This window comes from Sphingomonas swuensis, assembly GCF_039538045.1.
Classification (GTDB): Bacteria; Pseudomonadota; Alphaproteobacteria; order Sphingomonadales; family Sphingomonadaceae; genus Sphingomicrobium; species Sphingomicrobium swuense.
This window is the reverse complement of sequence record NZ_BAABBQ010000001.1, coordinates 1268116-1285990: the sequence shown is the minus strand read 5'-3', so window position 1 is coordinate 1285990 and position 17875 is coordinate 1268116. Positions and strand designations below refer to the sequence as shown.

The following is a 17875-nucleotide window of genomic DNA, read 5'->3' as shown; positions in this document are numbered from 1 at the left end:
CGCGCAAATGCTGACCATCAATCGAATCACGATGCGCCTTGGCGGGCGGACGATCCTCGACCGCGCGACCGCGACCATCCGCCCGAAGAGCCGCGTCGGGCTGATCGGCCGCAACGGGGCGGGCAAGTCGACCCTGATGAAGGTGATGATCGGCCAACTCGAGGCCGACGACGGCGAGATCGAGATGCCAAAGCGCACCCGCCTTGGCTATATCGCGCAGGAAGCGCCGAGTGGCGATGCGACCCCGTTCGAGACCGTCCTCGCGGCCGACACCGAACGCGCCGAACTGATGATCGCCGCCGAGGACTACAGCGACATGGATCGCCTCGGCGACGTCCACGAGCGCCTGCTCGCGATCGACGCTTATGGCGCGCCCTCGCGGGCCTCGAAGATCCTGCTCGGCCTCGGCTTCGACGAGGAGATGCAGGCGCGCCCGCTCGACAGCTATTCGGGCGGCTGGAAGATGCGCGTCGCGCTTGCCGCCCTGCTTTTCTCCGAGCCCGACATCCTGCTGCTCGACGAGCCCTCGAACCACCTCGATCTCGAAGCGACCCTGTGGCTCGAGAACTTCCTCAAGGACTATGCGGGAACGCTGGTGGTCATCAGCCACGAGCGCGACCTTCTCAACAACGTCGTCGACACCATCCTTCACGTCGAGGGTGGACGCCTCGCGCAATATGCCGGCGGCTATGACGATTTCGAGCGACAGCGGGCCGAGCGCGCCGCTCAGCTCGCCGCGGCCAAGGCCAGCCAGGACGCACAGCGCGCGCGGCTCCAGGACTATATCGCGCGCAACTCGGCCCGGGCCTCGACCGCCAAGCAGGCACAAAGCCGGGCCAAGATGCTGGCCAAGATGCAGCCGATTGCGGCGATGGCCGACGATCCCTCGCTCAGCTTTGCCTTCCCCTCGCCCAGCGAGCTCAAGCCGCCGCTGATCACGCTCGAGATGGCGGCGGTCGGCTACAGCGAGACGCCGATCCTGCGGAAGCTCAACCTCCGCATCGATCCCGACGACCGGATCGCGCTGCTTGGCCGCAACGGCAACGGCAAGACCACGCTCGCCCGGCTGCTCGCCGCGCAGCTCGCTCCGATGGAAGGCGGGATGGTTGCGACCGGCAAGATGCGGGTGGGTTATTTCACCCAGTATCAGGTCGAGGAATTGCACGGCGACGAGACCCCGCTGATGCACATGAGCCGGGCGATGGAGGGGCAGTCACCCGCCGCCGTCCGCGCGCAGCTCGGCCGCTTCGGCTTCTCCGGTGACAAGGCGACGACCGTCACCAACAAGCTGTCGGGCGGCGAGCGGGCGCGGTTGGCGCTGGCGCTCATCACCCGCGAGGCTCCGCACCTCCTGATCCTCGACGAGCCGACCAACCACCTCGACGTCGACGCCCGCGAAGCACTCGTCCAGGCCTTGAACGACTATGACGGCGCGGTCATCCTGATCAGCCACGACCGTCACATGGTCGAGCTCACCGCCGACCGCTTGGTGCTGGTCGATGACGGCCGCGCGGTCGATTATGCCGGCAGCATCGAGGATTACATCGACTTCGTGCTCGGCCGGAACCAGCCCAAGGCCGAGACCAAGCCCAAGGCGGCCAACGGCAAGTCGCGCGAGGACGCCAAGGCCCTCCGAAAGGCCGCGAGCGAAGCCGAGCAGGAAAGCCTCAAGCTTGCCGAGCAGCGTTCGGCGCTTGACCGCGCGATGTTCGATCCGACCGGCGCCGACCCGCAGCTTGCCAAGCTCTCGATGGGCGAATTGTCCAAGCGCCGTGCGAAAGTGGCCGAAGCGCTCGAGCGGGCCGAGGCGAAGTGGCTGGAGCTCAGCGAGCAACTGGAGAAGGAAGCCGCCTGAGCGACGCGCGATTGACGCTGGCTCGTCGCCGCGCCGATAAGTGCCCGCGATGAGTGCGGTCGCGACCTTCGAGCTGGTGCTCCTGCTCCTCGCGGCGGTGATCGCGCTGCACGCTTTGGCGCTGAAGCTGCGTTTTCCGCCCTCGGCGGCACTCCTCGTCGGCGGCGGGCTTCTCGCCTTCATCCCCGGCCTGCCGCAGGTCACCCTCGATCCCGAGCTGGCGCTGGTCCTGTTCCTTCCCCCGCTGCTGTTCGACGGAGCCTATTACACCGCCTTCGGCCGTTTCCGCCGGCACCTGCCGGGTATCCTCTCGCTGGCGATCGGCGCGGTGCTCTTCACCACGCTCGCCGTCGCAATGGTCGCCAAGTGGCTGCTTCCGGCGCTGCCATGGGCGGCCTGCTTCGCGCTCGGTGCCATCCTCTCCCCGCCCGATGCCGTCTCGGCGCGCGCCATTCTCCAGCGGGTGCGGCTTCCGCGCCGACTGCAGGCGCTGCTGGAGGGCGAAAGCCTGCTCAACGACGCAAACGGGGCTGACGCTGTTCCGTTTCGCCGTCGCCGCGACGCTGAGTGGCACCTTCGCACTGGACGCGGCGGTCGGAAGCTTCGTCATGCTCGCAGTCGGCGGAGTGTTGGTCGGCTCGGCCATCGGCAGCGCCTGGGTGCTGCTGATCCGCCGGATCGAGGATCAGACGCTGATCGTCACCAGCGCGACCCTGTTGTGCTGGGCCGCCTATCTGGCGGGCGAGGCGATCCACGTTTCGGGCGTCATCGCCACCGTCACTGCCGGACTGATCTTCGGCTGGTACCAGCATGTCACCATGAGCGCGCGGGTCCGCCTGCAGGGCAGCGCCTTCTGGCGAACGATGATCTTCAGCCTGGAGGCGCTGGTCTTCATCCTGATCGGCTTCTCGCTCCGCAGCATCGTCGAGCGCGCGGGCGGGATCGAGGCGGTGACGACCACCATGGCGGCGCCCCTCGTCGGGATCATCCTCGCCGTCATTGGCGCGCGTTTCGTCTACGTCTTCGCAAGCGACGGGCTTCTCCGCCTGCTTCGTCGCCTGGGGGTGAAGCGGGCGAGGCCTCTCGGCGGCGCACAGGCCACCGTGCTCGCCTGGACCGGGATGCGCGGCGTGGTCACGCTGGCGGTGGCGCTGACCCTGCCCGAGCAGATGCCCGGCCGCGACCTGATGCTGATCGCCGGCTTCGCCGTCATCCTGGTGACCGTGCTGGTACAGGGCGGCAGCCTTGGCCGGCTGATCAAGGGCGTCGGGCTTGAGGATCGCGACTCACTGCCGCCGATGAGCCTCGCCGAGGCCGAGGCGGCGATCGCCCGTGCCAAGCTGCAGGCGGCGGAGGCCCGGGCCTATGACAGCGACGGCCAGCTCATCCATCCGCAATTGCTCGACATGTACCAGAGCCGGGCCCGGGCGACCGAGCGCTATGCGCGCGAGCCGGACGGCTTCATGAAGGGCATCCAGACCCACTTCGAGGTCATGCTCGCCGCCATTGCGACCGGTCGCGCGGAGCTCATCCGGCTGCACCGCGAAGGCCAGATCGAGGACGAGGTGCTGCACGACCTCGAGCGCGACCTCGACCTCGAGGAACTCGGCATCCTGTTCCAGCGCGGCGAGCAGCTCGACCTTCGCTGAGCGGGTCACCCGCGTTGCGGCAAGGCCCCGCCCCTGCTAGCGGGCGCGGCCATGATCGCGCGCTATTCCCGCCCCGCCATGACCGCCATCTGGGCGGCCGAGAACCGCTTCAGGATCTGGTGGGACATCGAGGTGTTCGCCGCCGAGGCGATGGGCGAGATCGGGATGATCCCCTCCGAGGACGCCGCCAAGATCGTGGAGGCGCATGGCCGCGGGGTGATCGATCCGGTCGACGTGCCGGCGATCGACGCGATCGAGGCGGTCACCAAGCATGACGTCATCGCCTTCCTGACCTGGGCCGGCGAGAAGCTCGGGCCCGAGCGGCGTTGGCTCCACCAGGGCATGACCAGCTCGGACGTGCTCGACACCGCGCTGGCGGTGCAGCTGGCGCAGGCCTCGGACATCCTCATCGAGGACCATAAGCAACTGCTCGCGGTGCTCGAGCGGCGCGCCTTTGAGCACAAGCTGACCCCGACCATCGGCCGAAGCCACGGCATCCACGCCGAGCCGGTCACCTTCGGCCTCAAGCTCGCCCAGGCCCATGCCGAGTTCGCCCGCAACCTCGTCCGGCTCGAGGCGGCGCGGGCGGAGATCGCGACCTGCGCCATCTCGGGCGCGGTCGGCACCTTCGCCAACATCGATCCGAGGGTCGAGGCGCATGTCGCGAAGCGCCTCGGCCTGACCCCCGAGCCGACCTCGACCCAGGTCATCCCGCGCGACCGGCATGCGATGTTCTTCGCGACGCTCGGTGTCATCGCCTCCTCGATCGAGCGGCTGGCGACCGAGATCCGCCACCTTCAGCGCACCGAGGTGCTCGAAGCCGAGGAATATTTCTCGCCCGGGCAGAAGGGCTCGAGCGCGATGCCGCACAAGCGCAATCCGGTGCTGACCGAAAATCTCACCGGCCTTGCCCGGATGGTCCGCAGCGCGGTCACTCCTGCGCTCGAGAATGTCGCTCTGTGGCACGAGCGGGACATCAGCCACTCCTCGGTCGAGCGTTACATCGGCCCCGACGCGACGATCACCCTCGACTTCGCGCTGGCGCGGCTGACCGGGGTGATCGACAAGCTGCTGGTCTATCCCGAGCGGATGCAGAAGAACCTCGACCGGATGGGCGGGCTGGTCCACTCGCAGCGGGTGCTGCTGGCGCTGACCCAGGCAGGCCTGAGCCGCGAGGACGCCTATGCCAAGGTCCAGCGCAATGCGATGAAGGTGTGGGAGTCGGACGGGGCGCTGAGCCTGCTCGACCTGCTCAAGGCCGATCCCGAGGTCACCGCCTTGCTGCCGCCGGAAAAGCTCGAGGAAAGCTTCGACCTCGGCTACCACTTCCGCCAGGTCGACACGATCTTCGAGCGGGTGTTCGGCCGCCGCTAAGGCCGTCCGTAGCGCGGCGAAGTTCTCGAAGTTCACAGGGTGCGGGGGTCGCGCGCGGCTCTCTCTTCCCGAATGGGAAGCGTCTACGCAACAGGTGGTGGCCGACGAGCCACAACCGCACCGACGAAGAGAAAGAGCCCAGCAGCGAACCGCTCCGGTTCGTAGAGCAAGCGAGGTCCTACATTGCAAGTAGGGTGGATATGTCCGTTATTGAGTGGCGAGCAGACGTTTCGGCCTATGTCCGCAAGCGTGGAAAGCGGACACTCGCCAGCGCTCACGGGACGTGAACGGATTCAATCGTCAAATAGCAACCATCAGGCTCATCGAGCCTCGCATGAAGCGTGAGGTCGCTCACGGGCTCTCCCTCGGTAGTAAGGTCGACGAGCACCTGCCAATAACCATTCATCCACCGATAAACTGAACGCTCCCAAGTGGCGTCATTGAGCGGTGCCAGCGGCTCACCGTAGGCAGCCACGTTCGAAGCGATGTGGTCGGCTATGCCTCGTTCGACAGGCTCAACCCCTTCGACGCACGCATTCCGCAGTTGGAAATCGTCAGTCGCGAAGGCACAGGCAATCTCCTTGAACTTCGAGCGCCACGGCTCGGGCACCGGGTGCTCGTAGTCGTCCCTCTGCAACATCGGCCAGCCTCCACCAGCGAGCAAAGCATGACAACGCTAGTGTCCGCAATGTGTCGTAAGCAGACGTTCGCGACAGCCTGTTATTGCCCGCTCTTCTTGGCCGACTGGCGTTCGCGGAAGCGGGCTGCCCAGCCGGAGAGCTGCTTCTGGTCGGCCCGGGTGACTCCAAGCGCGTCGCCTTCGACGTCGCGGGTGACGACCGAGCCGGCACCGACGATCGCGCCCTTGCCGACGCTGACCGGCGCGACCAGCGAGGAGTTGGAGCCGATGAAGGCGCCGTCGCCGATCACAGTGCGGTATTTGAAGAAGCCGTCGTAGTTGCAGGTAATGGTGCCCGCGCCGATGTTGGCCTTCGCGCCCACGTCGGCATCGCCGATGTAGCTGAGGTGATTGACCTTGGCCCCCGCGCCGAGCCGCGCCTTCTTCATCTCGACGAAATTGCCGACCTTGGACCTGTCGCCGAGCTCGGCGCCGGGACGGAGCCGGGCGAAGGGGCCGACCTCGGCGCCGCTCCCGATACTGCAGCCCTGGAGGTGCGAGAAGCCGCGGACGATCGCGCCGTCGGCGATCCGGACTCCGGGACCGAAGAAGACGTTGGGCTCGATCAGCACGTCACGGCCAAGCTCGGTGTCGGCGCTGAACCAGACGGTCTCGGGATCGATCAGGGTCGCCCCGCCGGCGAGCGCCTCGGCCCGGCGCCGGCCCTGCCATTCGCGCTCGACCAGGGCGAGCTCGGCACGGCTATTGATCCCGGCGGTCTGCCACGGCGCGCACTCGACCGCGACGCTGTGGCGGCCCTCGGCGGCGGCGACCATGACGACGTCGGGAAGGTAATATTCGCCCGCGGCATTGTCGTTGCCGACCTGGCCGAGCCAGCGGAACAGGTCGGCCGAGCGGACCGCCATCATCCCGCTGTTGCACAGCCGCACGGCGCGCTCGTCCGGGCTGGCGTCCTTATATTCGACCATGCGCGCGATCCGGTCGCCCTCGCCGAGGATCACCCGGCCATAGGCGGCGGGATCCTCGGGACTGGAGGCGAGAACCACGACTCCGGGCTGGTCCGCCGCCTCGAGCCGCTGGCGCATCGCGGTGAGCGTGTCGGCGGCGATGCAGGGGGTGTCTCCGTAGAGGATGAGGACGGTGCCGTCGAAGCCGTCGAGCGCCGCCCGCGCCTGCTGGACGGCGTGGCCGGTGCCCTTCTGCTCGGCCTGGACCGCGAGCGTCAGCTCGTGTCCGGCAAGCGCCGCCTCGAGCTGCTCGCGGCCCGTGCCGACGACCACCACGACGCGCTCGGCGCCGAGCCCGTCGACGGTGCCGAGCAGGTGCTGGAGCATCGGCCGACCGGCGAGCGGATGAAGGACCTTGTGCAGGTCGGAGCGCATGCGGGTGCCCTGACCGGCAGCGAGGATGACGACGGCAAGCGGATTCATGGGAGCGCCTCTGGCACGGGCCTGTTCAAAGCGCAAAGGGCCGCCGCTCCGGTGGGAACGGCGGCCCCTTGCCGATGGGGGTCAAGCGAAGAGGCTAGCTGTTGCCGCCCTCGCCGCCCGAGTTGCCGCCGCCCGAGGGCTTGCGGGTCGAGCTTGCGCGGCGCGTCGCGGCGGTCCCGCTGCGCGCACGGCTGGCGGTCGAGCGAGCAGTGGTCGCACGCTTCGCGGCGGGCTTGGCCGCGCTGTCGGTCGAAGCGGAGGTGCTGCTCTTCTTGGCGCGCGAGGAGGGCGAGGAGCGGCCGGTGCCGGTCGCCTTCTCGGCGGCGGCCGAGGCGCGCTGGCTGGCACTGCGCTTGGCGCTGCTGGCGGCCGACGAGCGACTTGCGGTCGAGCCCGACTTGCTGCTGCTGCTGCGCTTGGCGCCACCCGACGAGGAGCTGCTGCTGCTGCCCGAGCTCCCGCCGAGCACCTTCTGCGCCGCGTCGGCGACCGCTTCGGCGATCAGCGAGCCGAGGCGCGAGACGCTCGCGGCCATCGAGCTTGCGGCATTGCTGGCGCTGTCGGCGGCGTCGGCGCCGGCGTCGCGGATCTTGCGGCGAACCGACGGGCTGGCGCTGATCGCGGCGGCGGCGGCGGCGAGACCGGCGGCGAGCATCTCCTTGCTCATCGCCGCCTTGGCGAGCTTGTCGAGGGTCTCGTTCATCGACGAGTTGTCGTCGTCTCCCCCGGACTGCGACGCACCGGAGGTCGACGAGCCACCCTGCGACGGACCGCCAGAATGGCTGCTGTCCTGGCTGGTGAAGCTGCTGTTGCCGCCAGCGTTGTTCGACTTGGACGTCCTGCCCTTGGCCACCTGTTCTTCTCCCTGTGGTCGCGTTCCAAGCAAAGACGATGCACGGGCGGAACGGTTCCGAATCGATCAAGCAACGGGCAAGTCGCCGGACAAGTAAAAGGGACCGTCGCTTGGCTGCGACGGCCCCTTCGACATGGTCAGCGGCCGGAGAGCTCCAGCCCGGGAGACCATCAGCGGGGGGTTTAGGCCCGCATCTCCCGAACGAACTTCACCGACCTCTCTGCTGAACCATGAGACATCGGATCACCTCCTTTCGCTGCGTTGTTGGCAAGGACGAGAATGCCCGCAGTTGAGGATCGTTCAAGTCTTGTAATGATCGTCAGCTTCGGCAATCCTCGATGGCTCGTGCCGGCTCCGGCGCGGCTCTCACCACCAGCGGCATCGTGGCGGCGGCATCGACCAGCAGGCGACCGCGGCTGAAGGCAATCGCGTCGAGGAGGGGATCGCTCGAAAGCACCGTCTGGCCGGGCGGAAGCTGGCGCTGGCTGCTGGTCGTGGCGATTCGAATCGCGGCGGTCGGGGCTGCCCCGGGACGTGAAAAACTCACCTGACGAGTCGCGCGGGTGCAGCGGACGATCAGCTGGACCCCGAGCGAATCGGAGAAGAGTGCCTCGCTGGACTGGGCCGAGCTGCGCCAGGTCCAGGCACCGGCGGTCAGCGGGCGGGTGCGCCAGTCTGCCGGGGTCGGGGTGGCGGCGGGCGCGGTGCCCTGCAGGGCGAGCGCGGCGAACAGGAGGATCATGGTCAGCGCGCCAGCCGGTCGACCTTGGCGCGGAGCGCCTCGAGCTCGGCCTTGAGGCTGGCGACGTCCTCGTCCTTGGCCGGCGCGGGCTCGGGTCGCGGGGGCACGACCCCGCTGAACGCCTTGGCACTCTGCTCGAACAAGGCAAGCTGGCGCTTGGCGAGGTCGGCGAACAGATTGCTCCCGAAGGCTTCCTTGAAGGAGGCCTGATTCTTGGAGAAATTTGCCATCGCGGCGTCGAGATATTGCGGGACCATGGTCTGCATCGAATTGCCGTAGAGGCCGATGACCTGGCGAAGGAAGCTTGCCGGAAGCATGGTTGCGCCGCCCCGTGCCTCTTCCTCGACGATGATCTGGGTCAGCACCTGGTGGGTGATGTCCTCGCCCGACCTCGCGTCGAGCACGACGAAGTCGCGGCCCTCGCGGATCATCTGCGCCAGCCGGTCGAGCGTCACATAGGTCGAGCTTTCGGTGTCGTAGAGCCGGCGATTGGCATATTTCTTGATCGTGATCTTGGCACGGGCCTCAGTCATCGGGCAGTCCTCATGGCGTGGCCGACGACCTAGCACCGCCTCTTGCCGCACCGCAACAAAGGCGGGCGCCCCGCCCCCTGCCGCTGTTCCTCGAGCTGGTGCGCGAGGTGGCGGCGGGCGATCCCGCGCTGGCGAAGGCGGCGCTGACGGGGCTCCGCCGCTACGAGGAGGCCGAGGAGCCACCGCCAGGGCGCGAACGCCCGGTGGTGGCGAGTGTCGACGGGACCTGCCTTCGCGACTGCGGCGGCGATGGGCCGGTGCTGGTGCTGGTGCCCTCGCTGATTAACCCGCCTACCATCCTCGACCTTGACCCCGATTGCTCGCTGGCCGAGGCGCTGGCGCGGGATCGCCGGGTGCTGCTGCTCGACTGGGGACCCGCGGCAGAGCGGGCGACGCTGACCTTAAGCGAGCATGTCACCCGGCGGCTTCTGCCGCTCCTTGCCGAGATCGGTCCCGCAATCCTCGCCGGCTACTGCCTCGGCGGGACGCTCTCACTGGCGGCGGCGCGGCTCCGGCCCGAGGTGACGGCGGTGGTGACCCTCGCCTCGCCATGGCATTTCTCCGCTTACCCCGAGAGCGCCCGAGCCTCGCTCCGGCAGATGCTGGCGGGCAGCGCGCCGGTCGCCCGCCATCTCGGCGTGCTTCCGATGGAGCTTCTCCAATCCTCCTTCTGGATGCTCGATCCCGAACGCACCGTCGCCAAGTTCGCGCGCTTCGCGATGCTCGAGCCGGGCTCGGCCGAGTCCCGCCGCTTCGTCGCGCTCGAACTATGGGCCAACGCCGGCGAGGCGCTCCCCCTCCCCGCCGCGACAGAGCTGGTCGAGACGCTGTTCGGTGCCGATGCGCCCGGACGCGACTGCTGGCTCGGAGGCGGGTTGCCGGACTGCCCGACCCTCCATGTCACTGCCTCGGGCGACCGCATCGTGCCCGCGGCGAGCGCCGCGTCGGGGCCGCGGCTCGACAGCCCGTCGGGCCATGTCGGGATGATCGTCGGCCGCCACGCGCCCGAGACCCTTCACGCGCCGCTTCGACAATGGCTTGAAGGCTTGGGCCGGCGCCGCTAGACGACCCGCGACGCACCCGTAGCTCAGCTGGATAGAGCGCTGCCCTCCGAAGGCAGAGGCCACAGGTTCGAATCCTGTCGGGTGCGCCAGTCTCCACTAGAGAAAAGTGCCAATCCTCGCTTCGGCGTGGGCGGCATCCGTGCAGGTTCTTGCGCCCAAAAGCGTGAACAAGCAGGGAACGTGCGTACAACTCCCGTACAAGGCTGGAGCAAGCAGATGCCATATGCGCCGGATTACCGAGGCACCAAGTCCGCTCAGGACACCCGCCACGAGGCAGCCATTAAGCGCCTAGTCGAGAGCGACAGCCGCATGTGCCGCAACGGGTTCAAGCGCGTCGTCAGGGATCTGTGGGACGAGCTTGGCGGCGACCCCGACGAGATGGAAACGCTGAGCTTCCTGCCCGACGCCTTCCTGGTCGATCGGGAAAGGCGCGAGCTGCTGCTGTACGAGGTCGAGGACACCTCTGCGCTCAAGCCGGCCAAGAAGGCCCTGTACGGAGCCTTTTGGTTCGCGTGGGACAGCGAGGACTTGCACGACTGGCTGCCTCGCCTGTTCGTTTGCAGCACGACCGGGCGGGTTTCCTATGAAGTCCCCCTGTCGGCCCTGTACTATGACTGGATCGACGAGATTGTTCGCGCCGACAACGCGAAGCAGGAGGCATCAGTATGACAGAGCTACGGGATCGCATCGGCGCAGACCTTTACGCCAAGATGGTCGAAGCCGTGTGGCGGGCGACGGGCGACCGCTACGGTGCCGAGATGGCCGTGGACTTCCTGCTAGAGGACGTGCCCGAGGTCACTTACGCCATCACCCTCGCAAGGGCAGCCGACAAGTTCACGGAAGACCATGCCTAGCCCCATCCTCAAGGCAGAAGGACCAAGCATTCTTCGCATAGGGTTTGACCCGGCGGAGTTTGCCAAGCTGCTTCCCGACCAGCGGCAGGAGTTGGTCCGGTGGCACGTTGCTCGTGTCCTGTCGGGAGAGGAAAGTGCGTCAGAAGAGTGGACGAGATTGGGGCTTAGGGTCGAGCTGAGACCTTGGGAAGAAAGGAAAGCGTGATGGACAAAAAGCGCGCAGCCAAGTGCCCGCATCCCCATGTTATCAGCCTCGGGGGCGGCCTCGTCGGTTGTGGTTTCCGCGACTATGTGGTCTCAGAGGAAACCCTGACCCGGCTTAGAGGCGCAGCGAGCCATGCCGAAACACGACACGTCGGACAAGCGCCAGAGCGATGTCATTCGCTGGCTGATGGAGCGCCTCACCCCTGAGGAGATTGCGGCCTTTGAGAAGGTCGATGGAGACGAAGCGCGCTTGGCCGAGGCTTTCCGCCTGTGGCAGGTTGTGCAACAGCGCAAAGGAAAGAGTAGTGCTTGAGAACCTTGCCATTCACGCAATCAAACAAGTCACGGGCGACCAACTGTCTGTGCAGGATCGCCGCAGGATAGCTAAAGCAAGTTTAGCCGTCCCGGAGATTGCCGTCCCTCTCCATATAGGGAGGCTGGTGGCTAATCCTGCCTTGCCGCGCATCCCTCGATAACGTGCATCAGACCGTCACCCCACGCCTCGACCCGGACCAATCTACCGGAGACTAGGCGAATGTCAGAGTCCGCCTTGCCGGTAAGTTGGCTGCCGACCTTGCCGGGCTTCGCATTCTTGAGGGCCTTGGCCTGCTCGGGCGTGACGCAGGAGACAGTCACGTAGCGGGTGTGTGCGCAGCCGGCAGCAAGAAAAGCCAGCGATGCCGCGAAGGTTGCCGCGATACGCTTCCTTAGGGCTCTGCGATCAATCTCAGCCTGCGGGCGGGCAGTAATGGCTGGACGGCTCATCATATATCCGCCCCCATCACTGCTTCCGGCGTCGCGCATTGCCCCAGCAACGGAGCGGCCTCGATCCTCTTGGCCCTAACGTCCGCATCCTTGGCGCGGACCTCGACTTCGACGATGCGCTCCTTGGTGATGACCTTCTGCTCGTTCTTGCCCGAACTGATGCGGCCAAAGGCGGTCTGCCACTTCACAACCTGAGCTTGCAGCTTGTCAGCGCGGCGCTCCTCGATCTTCCACGCGGCAGCCAGGAACGTCACCGCAAGGATGCTGGCGGCAATGCCCACCCGCCCCCACGGGATCAGCGGCATGGCGAAGCGCGGGATCATGCGCCTTCCTTCGCTCGGTATGTCGTGATGACCGGACAAACAGGAAAGCCCGACCCCATGCGATGCTCAAGATAGCGCTTGCCGCACACCGCACAGTCGGGTCGCTGGCTATCCAAGATCATGCGGGCGATGTCTTCGGCGGGCCGGTAGCCTGTCTGCGAGACTGAGTTCATTACAGCACCTCGAATGATAGAATGGTGATGGAGCTAGGCGTGTCGGCAGTGACCCCGTGGCCAAGCCCGTCCCCGCCTCCGAGGGTGAAACCGACACGATCCGCCTTTGCCTTGGCTGCCTCGAAGGCTGCCGCATTGGCGGAGGTCATGGTCATGACGCTGCCCCACACACCTTTGAGTGAGGCGACCAGTTCATACTCGCCGGGCTCGATCGGCATCGGCGGCAGGGAGACCCACCAGCGCTGTCCATCGCTGCGCCAGTCGTTGTCGCTGGTCGCGAAGTAGAGGACCGGGCCAATGCTCGGCAGCTCGGGAGCCTTCACCGGGCGAAACAGCCCGCCCTCGACGCGGTAGCGCATTCGGATCGTGGTCTTGCCAGCCAGCGAGCCATGCCGGAAGGCGACATAGTGGACGTGCGTCTCGGGCGTCGGGAAGGAGATGACCAGCCCGTCTGCGGCCTGCTCCGGGTGCAGCGGAGCGCCGCCGCTGTAGTTGTTGCCGTTGATGACGGGGCCGATCTCCCATGCCGTGCTGACCGCCGGGTCACCTAGCGGACCCATCTCCTCCGGGGTCGGTGCGCGCGGCTGATCGTCGTCGCAGCCGGCGAGGAGCAGGGCCGCGAGGACGAAGCGCTTCATGCCGTGCGGACCCGATAGGTGGTCGCCGGGTTTGCCTCGGCAAAGGCCTTGCTCACGAAGCGTCCGGTGACGCTTGAGCGGTAGGCGTAGCGGCGCCGCAGAATGACGTCCGCAGCCTTGGTCAAAAAGCCAGCCATGTTTCCTCCTTTGCGTTCTTGAGGCCCTGCAGCCATCGCTGGACGAACAGGACTGCTTCTTCCTCCAGCGCAGCCAAAGCCTGCCGTTCGGGAGTGAGGGCGACCCCCTGCGCCATGAGGAGCGAAAAGGACGTCGCACCCATCCACTGCGCCAGTTCGGCGTGCAGACCGTCGTGCGCGTTGTTCATTTCCTCGACCGTCTCGCAGCCGAGCCACTCCGCCATTTCTTGCTGATGCGCCTCGAAGGGCTGGTCGGGCTGTCGGCGGGGTATCGTCACGGTCGCGCCTCGGCGATCTCTTCCGCCTTCTCGCTGGCCGCCGCCGCAACAGCCTGAGCCGCCGCCGGGGCATCATCACCGCCCGACGCTTCGAATCCGTCCTTGCCGAGCTTCAGCGTCCGCTTGTTGATGGCGAGGCCATAGCTGGCGAGAGTGATGCCGCTGATCGACAGGATGAGGATCAGCGCGAGACCGAGCTTGTCGATGCGGGCGAGTTCGGTGCCGGCGGCCCAAGGCCCCTTCCACAGGATCCAGGTGATCCAGACAGCGAACACCGTCATGGCGATCCCGCCGCCGATCGAGGCGATGAGGGCGATCAGCGCGCGAAGGTCCCGCGGCGCGAGGGAGCGGAGCCAGGTCATCGGGCGGCCGCCACAGCATCGGCGAGCTTCTCGTGGTAGCGGAAGGTCTCGTAGGTCGGGCCGTTGTAGCCCCGGGCGAAAGCGCGGTTGTCCGCCGGGTTGGTCGACAGCGACCGGAGCGCGCCGCGCAGGCCAGCCTTCTCGATGTAGCGGGCCAGCAGCTCGTAGTGGGCCGCCTCGGTGCCCACGGTCGAGTAGGCGAGCTCGAGCGGCGACGAATAGCCGAGGTCGAGCATCCCCGGGTAGCGCGGGGCTCCGGCATGAGAGCCGAGCACCTGGAAGCGGCCCCAACTGACCGCGGCGAAGGCGGCGACAGGATCAAGGCAGGCCGCCTGCGCGAGCTTGTCCCAGCTGTCCTCGCCGTAGCCGCCGCCCTTTGGATTGCTGAAGGCGGAAAGTCCGTGCGCGCCGCCGGTGAAGCGGTGAAACAGGTGCCGCTCGAACAGGACCTTGGGCCGGCCCTGAGCATCGTAGGCCGTGCCGCCGCTCTCGACCTTGGCGACGGCACGAAGCTGGCGCGTGGCGCAACCGAGGCGCAGGGCGATGCCGCTGATCTCCTCGTTGGTGACAGCCGGCGCGCAAGGATTGGTGAAGGCGACCACGAGCGCCGCGCGCGTCTGCCGACCGGGCAGCCCGTCGACGGCGATCGACTGCCCGCGCTCGACGAGCCACTGTTGGAAGTCGCGAGGGGTCATGGGTGATCCACGATATTCTGAGTGCGCGCCCTGGCCAGCGCGACCTTCTCTTCGCCGATCTGTGCCCGGCCAGCGTCGCGGCGGACCTTGACCCGCTTGGCGTGTTCCGCGGCCTTCTCGGGGTTCGCCTCGATCAGTTCCATGAAGAGGTCGAGGGCGTGGTTCGCATTGGCGAGGTCGTGGCGGAGAACGCGCATCTCTTCGTAGGCGAGGTCGAGCCGCTTCTCGAGGGCGCTGATGTGGTCACGCATACTGGCCATCTCGTCGGCCCTCTCCTGCAGGAGGTCTTTCTCGCGCTTGTTGGCGAGTTCGGTCAGGACGGGCTTCAGCTTGAACCAGCCGCCGACCAGCAGAGCGAGGAGCCCCCACCCCCACGGAGCGCGCTCGAAGGAGCCGCCCACTGCGACCATGATCTTATCGAACATGCCGCCCCCTCCCGTAGGTGCGCATCAGGCGCAGGACGAAGCAGCCGGTGCCGCAGGACAGGACGAACACCACCGCGAGCAGGGACTCGCTCTGCGGCGCGAAGAGCCAGCGCAGACTGCCGAGCAGGATGGTGGCGGAGACCATCGCGACCCCGAGGCGCATCGGGTCGCCTTGCCTTGCCGAATGGCGGAAAGCCGACACGGCGCCGGGGGCGGAGTAGACGAGCGTGGATCCCCAGATGAGGACCGCCAGGACATAGAGCAGCGTCATCCCCTACCCCTGCCCGCGGCTGTGCAGCGCTTGAATCATCGGCCTCATGCTCCTGTGGTAGGTGGCGCGGTGGGTGGTCGCGTGTGGACAATTGCGCGGGGTTGGACCTAGAAAGTGGGATGAGCGACGTCGTGCCATTCCCCAGTCGGCCGCTGGCCGTGGACAAAAGCAGCGCAGGGATGCTCGCCGCCGAAGCGATGAGGCTATCGGCTGGCTCGAACAGCAATCCGGATGATGGCCAATCGGAAGAGGACTATGATCGGGCTATCGCCATGCTCGAGCTTGCGAGCGCCTTTGTGAGGAACTGGAAGACTGCAAACCTCGCCTAGGGGTTTGCCGCCCGTGCTTCTCCGAACTCACCTTCCCTCGCGAAGAATGCTGTCTTATGAGCAGGAATGCGCCTCCGACGATTTTTCCGCCGATGGTCTCCACAGGACTGGCTGTTCCTGGCAGCCTGCGCTGCCCTGATTGGCGCCGTTGCCGCGCTATTGGCATTAGCCGGCCCCCAGCTGTTTGACGGCTTCATCAAGTCTCAGACCGGATGATTCTGCCTCCGAGTGCTCGAAGGCTATGAGCTTGCCTGATTAATTTAGCCGACTATTAAGGCCGCATGCGCTTTCTTCGCCAGTACCTTGCTATCGTCGAGCGAGTGGACCCAACTTCAGCCTTAGCTCTGGTCGTCCTAGGCGTCGGCGCTTTAGCGCTGCACTTCGACCCGCGCTTCGCGCACCTATTTTGAGCACTAGCGCTGCGGCGAGCCAAGACGGGACAGCGTCAAGGCTGGTTCCAGTCTTTTCAGCTGTAGCTGCCGTGCTCGTCGCACTACAGTTCATTGCCGTATTGTTGCTCACAGCGCCCTGGATGCGCTCTGCTGACTCTGCGAGGTATCTTGCTTTAGCTAAGAACCTTTCTGCTGGATTTTTCAGCCCAGACGGCACAACGCCGGAGGCGGTTTGGGCGCCCGGCTATCCCGCTATCCTCGCCGCTTTGCATTACGGCGCCGGACTACACCTCGCAGTTGTAGTGTTCCTCCAATTGGCCCTTGTGGGTGCGGCGATTGCTCTGGCAGCTCGCACGTTGGACCGGACCGCCAGGCTGTTTTTCCTGATGCTTTGCGCCGGCTACCCCATGATCGCACTGTACAGCAGCGCAGTCATGTCCGAGGCAGTCGCAACGGCTGGCCTCACGACGCTGGCCATCTGGCTCCTGCGACAGCCCTCTGTCGGTCACCTGATTGCCGCGGGAGCGACGTGCGGACTGTTGACAATGGTCCGGCCCGATCTTGCGCTCCTGCCTTTCCTGATCGCGGCCTATCTTGTGTTGACACGCCGATGGAAGGAAGCCGTCCTGCCGATACTGGCCGCGGCGGCCGTCCTCACTCCATACGCGGTATGGAACGCCGTTACATTTGGAAAACCGTCTCCTCTCCCAGTGGCGTCGGCCGTTGGCTCCTCGCTATACCTAGCGACATGGCAGGGGAAGCTGCCTCCTTCGGACTTGAACGCGCTCTACCAGCAAGAGGCGACTCCTATGGCGGAGGCCTCAGGACTCGCCCGCGAGGTTCGCTCCGTCAATGAATCAGTCGGAGCGCCCCCGCTTCACCCACCCTGGAATCCATTCCTTTATCCGAGTGCCTTGCAGAGTGATGTCAACTCTAGACTACTGGCTCTTGCGGTTTCTCGCATCCAGAATGACCCGCTCTCCTACGCGAAGCACGTCGTCCGCAACCTTTGGGCGCTCTGGAACACGAGCTCCTATCCACCACAGGTCCCAGCGCCGATCGCTTGGATTCTCGCAGTGTCCTCCGCCATAATCTTTGTGCTTGCTCTGGGAGGGGCCTGGCTTACCCGGCGCACCTTTCTGCCCTACGTCACGTTCTACCTCGCAGGAGTGCACTTGCTGCTGCACACGGAAGCTCGCTACACCGCACCGTCACGCATCTTGCTGCTCATGCTTGCGGCGGTGGCCCTCGAGCGGGTGTTGCGTTTACCTTACTTCAGCAGGTTGCAAGGCCCGTTTGCCTTGAGGAGTGGCCTAGATGCGTTTCGCTAATTCCGAGGCTGGAAAGTTGAGCACCCAGAACAAACTCGTGCTCGGCATGGCCGTGTTGTTCGCCGTGCTCTCAGTCTTCCTTCCTGTAATCGACTACTTGGCGAAAGACGTATTCAGCAGCCGTGCTGCAGAGCCGGTGATTGAAGTCACTGCCCACGATCTTGCCCTTGCGTATCACACGAACGACGAGGCTGCTCAGGAGCGCTTCGGCGGACGGCGGCTCCGGGTCAGTGGTGTGCTAGACGGCGTCGCTCGGGAATATAGTGAGCCCTTCCTGAAGCTCGGCGGCATCAATGAATTCATGCCGCTGCAAGCCAGGTTGGCGCCTCAAGACCATGCATTGGCGTCGAAGCTGACGAGGGGAGCGACCGTAAGCCTTCGCTGCGACGCGGTTACTGAGATGGCGGAAATTCCGGTGCTCTCCAATTGCAGTATCTTAGAGGACTCCGGGATGGGGGCGAGACCATCCTTCTAACACGCCCGGAGTCGAAAACCTTCTGAAGGCCCTGCTTTTCCCCTTAAAGCCTCACTTGAGAGCAGCAGAGTACGCCGCAAGCG

Annotated in this window: 24 protein-coding genes, 1 tRNA gene and 1 pseudogene; 12 read left to right on the top strand and 14 right to left on the bottom strand. The window is 66.1% G+C overall.

Features of this window, described 5'->3' with window-relative positions:
- Positions 1 to 7: 7 nt before the first annotated feature.
- The 4 genes and pseudogenes from ABD727_RS06395 (at position 8) to purB (ending at position 4878) form a co-directional block, all read left to right on the top strand.
- Positions 8 to 1855, top strand: coding sequence for an ABC-F family ATP-binding cassette domain-containing protein (locus ABD727_RS06395; RefSeq protein ID WP_344706553.1), 1848 nt, complete (start codon positions 8 to 10; stop codon positions 1853 to 1855).
- A gap of 49 nt (positions 1856 to 1904) precedes the next feature.
- Positions 1905 to 2318, top strand: a pseudogene (locus ABD727_RS06390) (cation:proton antiporter domain-containing protein); the annotation flags it as partial.
- Positions 2287 to 3504, top strand: coding sequence for a cation:proton antiporter (locus tag ABD727_RS06385; protein ID WP_344706552.1), 1218 nt, complete (start codon positions 2287 to 2289; stop codon positions 3502 to 3504). The pseudogene ABD727_RS06390 and the gene ABD727_RS06385, both read left to right, overlap by 32 nt.
- Positions 3505 to 3555: 51 nt before the next feature.
- Positions 3556 to 4878 (top strand): adenylosuccinate lyase, encoded by a 1323-nt coding sequence (gene purB, locus ABD727_RS06380; RefSeq protein WP_344706551.1) that lies wholly within the window; start codon positions 3556 to 3558, stop codon positions 4876 to 4878.
- Between the two features lie 274 nt (positions 4879 to 5152).
- Here purB and ABD727_RS06375 read toward each other — a convergent pair whose 3' ends face one another.
- From ABD727_RS06375 to phaR, 5 genes are all read right to left on the bottom strand, one after another.
- Complete coding sequence (locus ABD727_RS06375) at positions 5153 to 5518, bottom strand: DUF7668 domain-containing protein (protein WP_344706550.1); 366 nt, start codon at positions 5516 to 5518, stop codon at positions 5153 to 5155.
- 80 nt (positions 5519 to 5598) lie between these two features.
- Positions 5599 to 6948 carry a bifunctional UDP-N-acetylglucosamine diphosphorylase/glucosamine-1-phosphate N-acetyltransferase GlmU gene (glmU, locus tag ABD727_RS06370; RefSeq protein ID WP_344706549.1) on the bottom strand — a complete coding sequence of 450 codons (1350 nt, stop codon included), beginning with the start codon at positions 6946 to 6948 and terminating at the stop codon, positions 5599 to 5601.
- Positions 6949 to 7042: 94 nt separating this feature from the next.
- The gene (locus ABD727_RS06365; protein WP_344706548.1) at positions 7043 to 7801 is read right to left on the bottom strand and encodes a hypothetical protein; all 759 of its coding nucleotides are present in this window, start codon (positions 7799 to 7801) and stop codon (positions 7043 to 7045) included.
- A gap of 319 nt (positions 7802 to 8120) precedes the next feature.
- Positions 8121 to 8543 carry a hypothetical protein gene (locus ABD727_RS06360; protein WP_344706547.1) on the bottom strand — a complete coding sequence of 141 codons (423 nt, stop codon included), beginning with the start codon at positions 8541 to 8543 and terminating at the stop codon, positions 8121 to 8123.
- 2 nt (positions 8544 to 8545) lie between these two features.
- Positions 8546 to 9076: a polyhydroxyalkanoate synthesis repressor PhaR gene (phaR, locus tag ABD727_RS06355; protein ID WP_344706546.1), complete on the bottom strand. Its 531-nt coding sequence runs from the start codon at positions 9074 to 9076 to the stop codon at positions 8546 to 8548.
- Positions 9077 to 9093: 17 nt separating this feature from the next.
- Here phaR and ABD727_RS06350 point away from each other — a divergent pair, with 17 nt between their 5' ends.
- The 5 genes from ABD727_RS06350 (at position 9094) to ABD727_RS06330 (ending at position 11511) form a co-directional block, all read left to right on the top strand.
- On the top strand, positions 9094 to 10140 hold the full coding sequence (locus ABD727_RS06350) for an alpha/beta hydrolase (RefSeq protein ID WP_344706545.1): 1047 nt from the start codon (positions 9094 to 9096) through the stop codon (positions 10138 to 10140).
- A 12-nt stretch (positions 10141 to 10152) separates the two neighbouring features.
- Positions 10153 to 10229 (top strand) — tRNA-Arg (locus ABD727_RS06345).
- A gap of 91 nt (positions 10230 to 10320) precedes the next feature.
- A complete protein-coding gene (locus ABD727_RS06340; protein ID WP_344706544.1) occupies positions 10321 to 10809 on the top strand; it encodes a hypothetical protein in 489 nt (162 codons plus the stop codon).
- A complete protein-coding gene (locus tag ABD727_RS06335) occupies positions 10806 to 10994 on the top strand; it encodes a hypothetical protein (RefSeq protein ID WP_344706543.1) in 189 nt (62 codons plus the stop codon). Before ABD727_RS06340 ends, ABD727_RS06335 begins: the two co-directional genes overlap by 4 nt.
- Before the next feature lie 337 nt (positions 10995 to 11331).
- Positions 11332 to 11511, top strand: coding sequence for a hypothetical protein (locus ABD727_RS06330; protein ID WP_344706542.1), 180 nt, complete (start codon positions 11332 to 11334; stop codon positions 11509 to 11511).
- A gap of 131 nt (positions 11512 to 11642) precedes the next feature.
- Here the strand turns inward: ABD727_RS06330 and ABD727_RS06325 are convergent, their stop codons facing one another.
- From ABD727_RS06325 to ABD727_RS06285, 9 genes are all read right to left on the bottom strand, one after another.
- Entirely contained in the window at positions 11643 to 11966 is a 324-nt protein-coding gene (locus ABD727_RS06325) for a hypothetical protein (RefSeq protein WP_344706541.1), read from the bottom strand.
- Positions 11963 to 12286, bottom strand: a complete 324-nt coding sequence (locus tag ABD727_RS06320) for a hypothetical protein (RefSeq protein WP_344706540.1) — start codon at positions 12284 to 12286, stop codon at positions 11963 to 11965. The genes ABD727_RS06325 and ABD727_RS06320 overlap by 4 nt, the downstream gene beginning before the upstream one ends.
- Before the next feature lie 172 nt (positions 12287 to 12458).
- Complete coding sequence (locus ABD727_RS06315) at positions 12459 to 13097, bottom strand: hypothetical protein (protein ID WP_344706539.1); 639 nt, start codon at positions 13095 to 13097, stop codon at positions 12459 to 12461.
- Entirely contained in the window at positions 13094 to 13234 is a 141-nt protein-coding gene (locus ABD727_RS06310; protein WP_344706538.1) for a hypothetical protein, read from the bottom strand. The genes ABD727_RS06315 and ABD727_RS06310 overlap by 4 nt, the downstream gene beginning before the upstream one ends.
- Positions 13219 to 13512 (bottom strand): hypothetical protein, encoded by a 294-nt coding sequence (locus ABD727_RS06305; RefSeq protein ID WP_344706537.1) that lies wholly within the window; start codon positions 13510 to 13512, stop codon positions 13219 to 13221. Before ABD727_RS06305 ends, ABD727_RS06310 begins: the two co-directional genes overlap by 16 nt.
- Entirely contained in the window at positions 13509 to 13874 is a 366-nt protein-coding gene (locus ABD727_RS06300) for a hypothetical protein (protein WP_344706536.1), read from the bottom strand. Before ABD727_RS06300 ends, ABD727_RS06305 begins: the two co-directional genes overlap by 4 nt.
- Positions 13871 to 14569, bottom strand: a complete 699-nt coding sequence (locus ABD727_RS06295) for an N-acetylmuramidase domain-containing protein (protein WP_344706535.1) — start codon at positions 14567 to 14569, stop codon at positions 13871 to 13873. Before ABD727_RS06295 ends, ABD727_RS06300 begins: the two co-directional genes overlap by 4 nt.
- Positions 14566 to 14994, bottom strand: coding sequence for a hypothetical protein (locus ABD727_RS06290; protein ID WP_344706534.1), 429 nt, complete (start codon positions 14992 to 14994; stop codon positions 14566 to 14568). The genes ABD727_RS06295 and ABD727_RS06290 overlap by 4 nt, the downstream gene beginning before the upstream one ends.
- Entirely contained in the window at positions 14984 to 15265 is a 282-nt protein-coding gene (locus ABD727_RS06285; protein WP_344706533.1) for a hypothetical protein, read from the bottom strand. Before ABD727_RS06285 ends, ABD727_RS06290 begins: the two co-directional genes overlap by 11 nt.
- 119 nt (positions 15266 to 15384) lie before the next feature.
- On the opposite strand from ABD727_RS06285, the gene ABD727_RS06280 reads away from it, so the two are divergent.
- From ABD727_RS06280 to ABD727_RS06270, 3 genes are all read left to right on the top strand, one after another.
- Positions 15385 to 15594: a hypothetical protein gene (locus ABD727_RS06280; RefSeq protein WP_344706532.1), complete on the top strand. Its 210-nt coding sequence runs from the start codon at positions 15385 to 15387 to the stop codon at positions 15592 to 15594.
- Between the two features lie 748 nt (positions 15595 to 16342).
- Positions 16343 to 17317, top strand: coding sequence for a hypothetical protein (locus ABD727_RS06275; protein WP_344706531.1), 975 nt, complete (start codon positions 16343 to 16345; stop codon positions 17315 to 17317).
- The gene (locus ABD727_RS06270) at positions 17304 to 17792 is read left to right on the top strand and encodes an OB-fold protein (protein ID WP_344706530.1); all 489 of its coding nucleotides are present in this window, start codon (positions 17304 to 17306) and stop codon (positions 17790 to 17792) included. Before ABD727_RS06275 ends, ABD727_RS06270 begins: the two co-directional genes overlap by 14 nt.
- Positions 17793 to 17875 lie beyond the last annotated feature (83 nt).

What these genes read in the sequence shown, in the direction of transcription:
- ABD727_RS06395 (WP_344706553.1), top strand. Translation starts at nt 8, where the DNA reads ATGCTGACCATCAATCGAATCACGATGCGCCTTGGCGGGCGGACGATC.
- ABD727_RS06385 (WP_344706552.1), top strand. Translation starts at nt 2,287, where the DNA reads ATGCCGTCTCGGCGCGCGCCATTCTCCAGCGGGTGCGGCTTCCGCGCC.
- purB (WP_344706551.1), top strand. Translation starts at nt 3,556, where the DNA reads ATGATCGCGCGCTATTCCCGCCCCGCCATGACCGCCATCTGGGCGGCC.
- ABD727_RS06375 (WP_344706550.1), bottom strand. Translation starts at nt 5,518, where the DNA reads ATGTTGCAGAGGGACGACTACGAGCACCCGGTGCCCGAGCCGTGGCGC.
- glmU (WP_344706549.1), bottom strand. Translation starts at nt 6,948, where the DNA reads ATGAATCCGCTTGCCGTCGTCATCCTCGCTGCCGGTCAGGGCACCCGC.
- ABD727_RS06360 (WP_344706547.1), bottom strand. Translation starts at nt 8,543, where the DNA reads ATGATCCTCCTGTTCGCCGCGCTCGCCCTGCAGGGCACCGCGCCCGCC.
- phaR (WP_344706546.1), bottom strand. Translation starts at nt 9,076, where the DNA reads ATGACTGAGGCCCGTGCCAAGATCACGATCAAGAAATATGCCAATCGC.
- ABD727_RS06335 (WP_344706543.1), top strand. Translation starts at nt 10,806, where the DNA reads ATGACAGAGCTACGGGATCGCATCGGCGCAGACCTTTACGCCAAGATG.
- ABD727_RS06330 (WP_344706542.1), top strand. Translation starts at nt 11,332, where the DNA reads ATGCCGAAACACGACACGTCGGACAAGCGCCAGAGCGATGTCATTCGC.
- ABD727_RS06325 (WP_344706541.1), bottom strand. Translation starts at nt 11,966, where the DNA reads ATGATGAGCCGTCCAGCCATTACTGCCCGCCCGCAGGCTGAGATTGAT.
- ABD727_RS06320 (WP_344706540.1), bottom strand. Translation starts at nt 12,286, where the DNA reads ATGATCCCGCGCTTCGCCATGCCGCTGATCCCGTGGGGGCGGGTGGGC.
- ABD727_RS06315 (WP_344706539.1), bottom strand. Translation starts at nt 13,097, where the DNA reads ATGAAGCGCTTCGTCCTCGCGGCCCTGCTCCTCGCCGGCTGCGACGAC.
- ABD727_RS06310 (WP_344706538.1), bottom strand. Translation starts at nt 13,234, where the DNA reads ATGGCTGGCTTTTTGACCAAGGCTGCGGACGTCATTCTGCGGCGCCGC.
- ABD727_RS06300 (WP_344706536.1), bottom strand. Translation starts at nt 13,874, where the DNA reads ATGACCTGGCTCCGCTCCCTCGCGCCGCGGGACCTTCGCGCGCTGATC.
- ABD727_RS06295 (WP_344706535.1), bottom strand. Translation starts at nt 14,569, where the DNA reads ATGACCCCTCGCGACTTCCAACAGTGGCTCGTCGAGCGCGGGCAGTCG.
- ABD727_RS06290 (WP_344706534.1), bottom strand. Translation starts at nt 14,994, where the DNA reads ATGTTCGATAAGATCATGGTCGCAGTGGGCGGCTCCTTCGAGCGCGCT.
- ABD727_RS06285 (WP_344706533.1), bottom strand. Translation starts at nt 15,265, where the DNA reads ATGACGCTGCTCTATGTCCTGGCGGTCCTCATCTGGGGATCCACGCTC.
- ABD727_RS06280 (WP_344706532.1), top strand. Translation starts at nt 15,385, where the DNA reads ATGAGCGACGTCGTGCCATTCCCCAGTCGGCCGCTGGCCGTGGACAAA.
- ABD727_RS06270 (WP_344706530.1), top strand. Translation starts at nt 17,304, where the DNA reads ATGCGTTTCGCTAATTCCGAGGCTGGAAAGTTGAGCACCCAGAACAAA.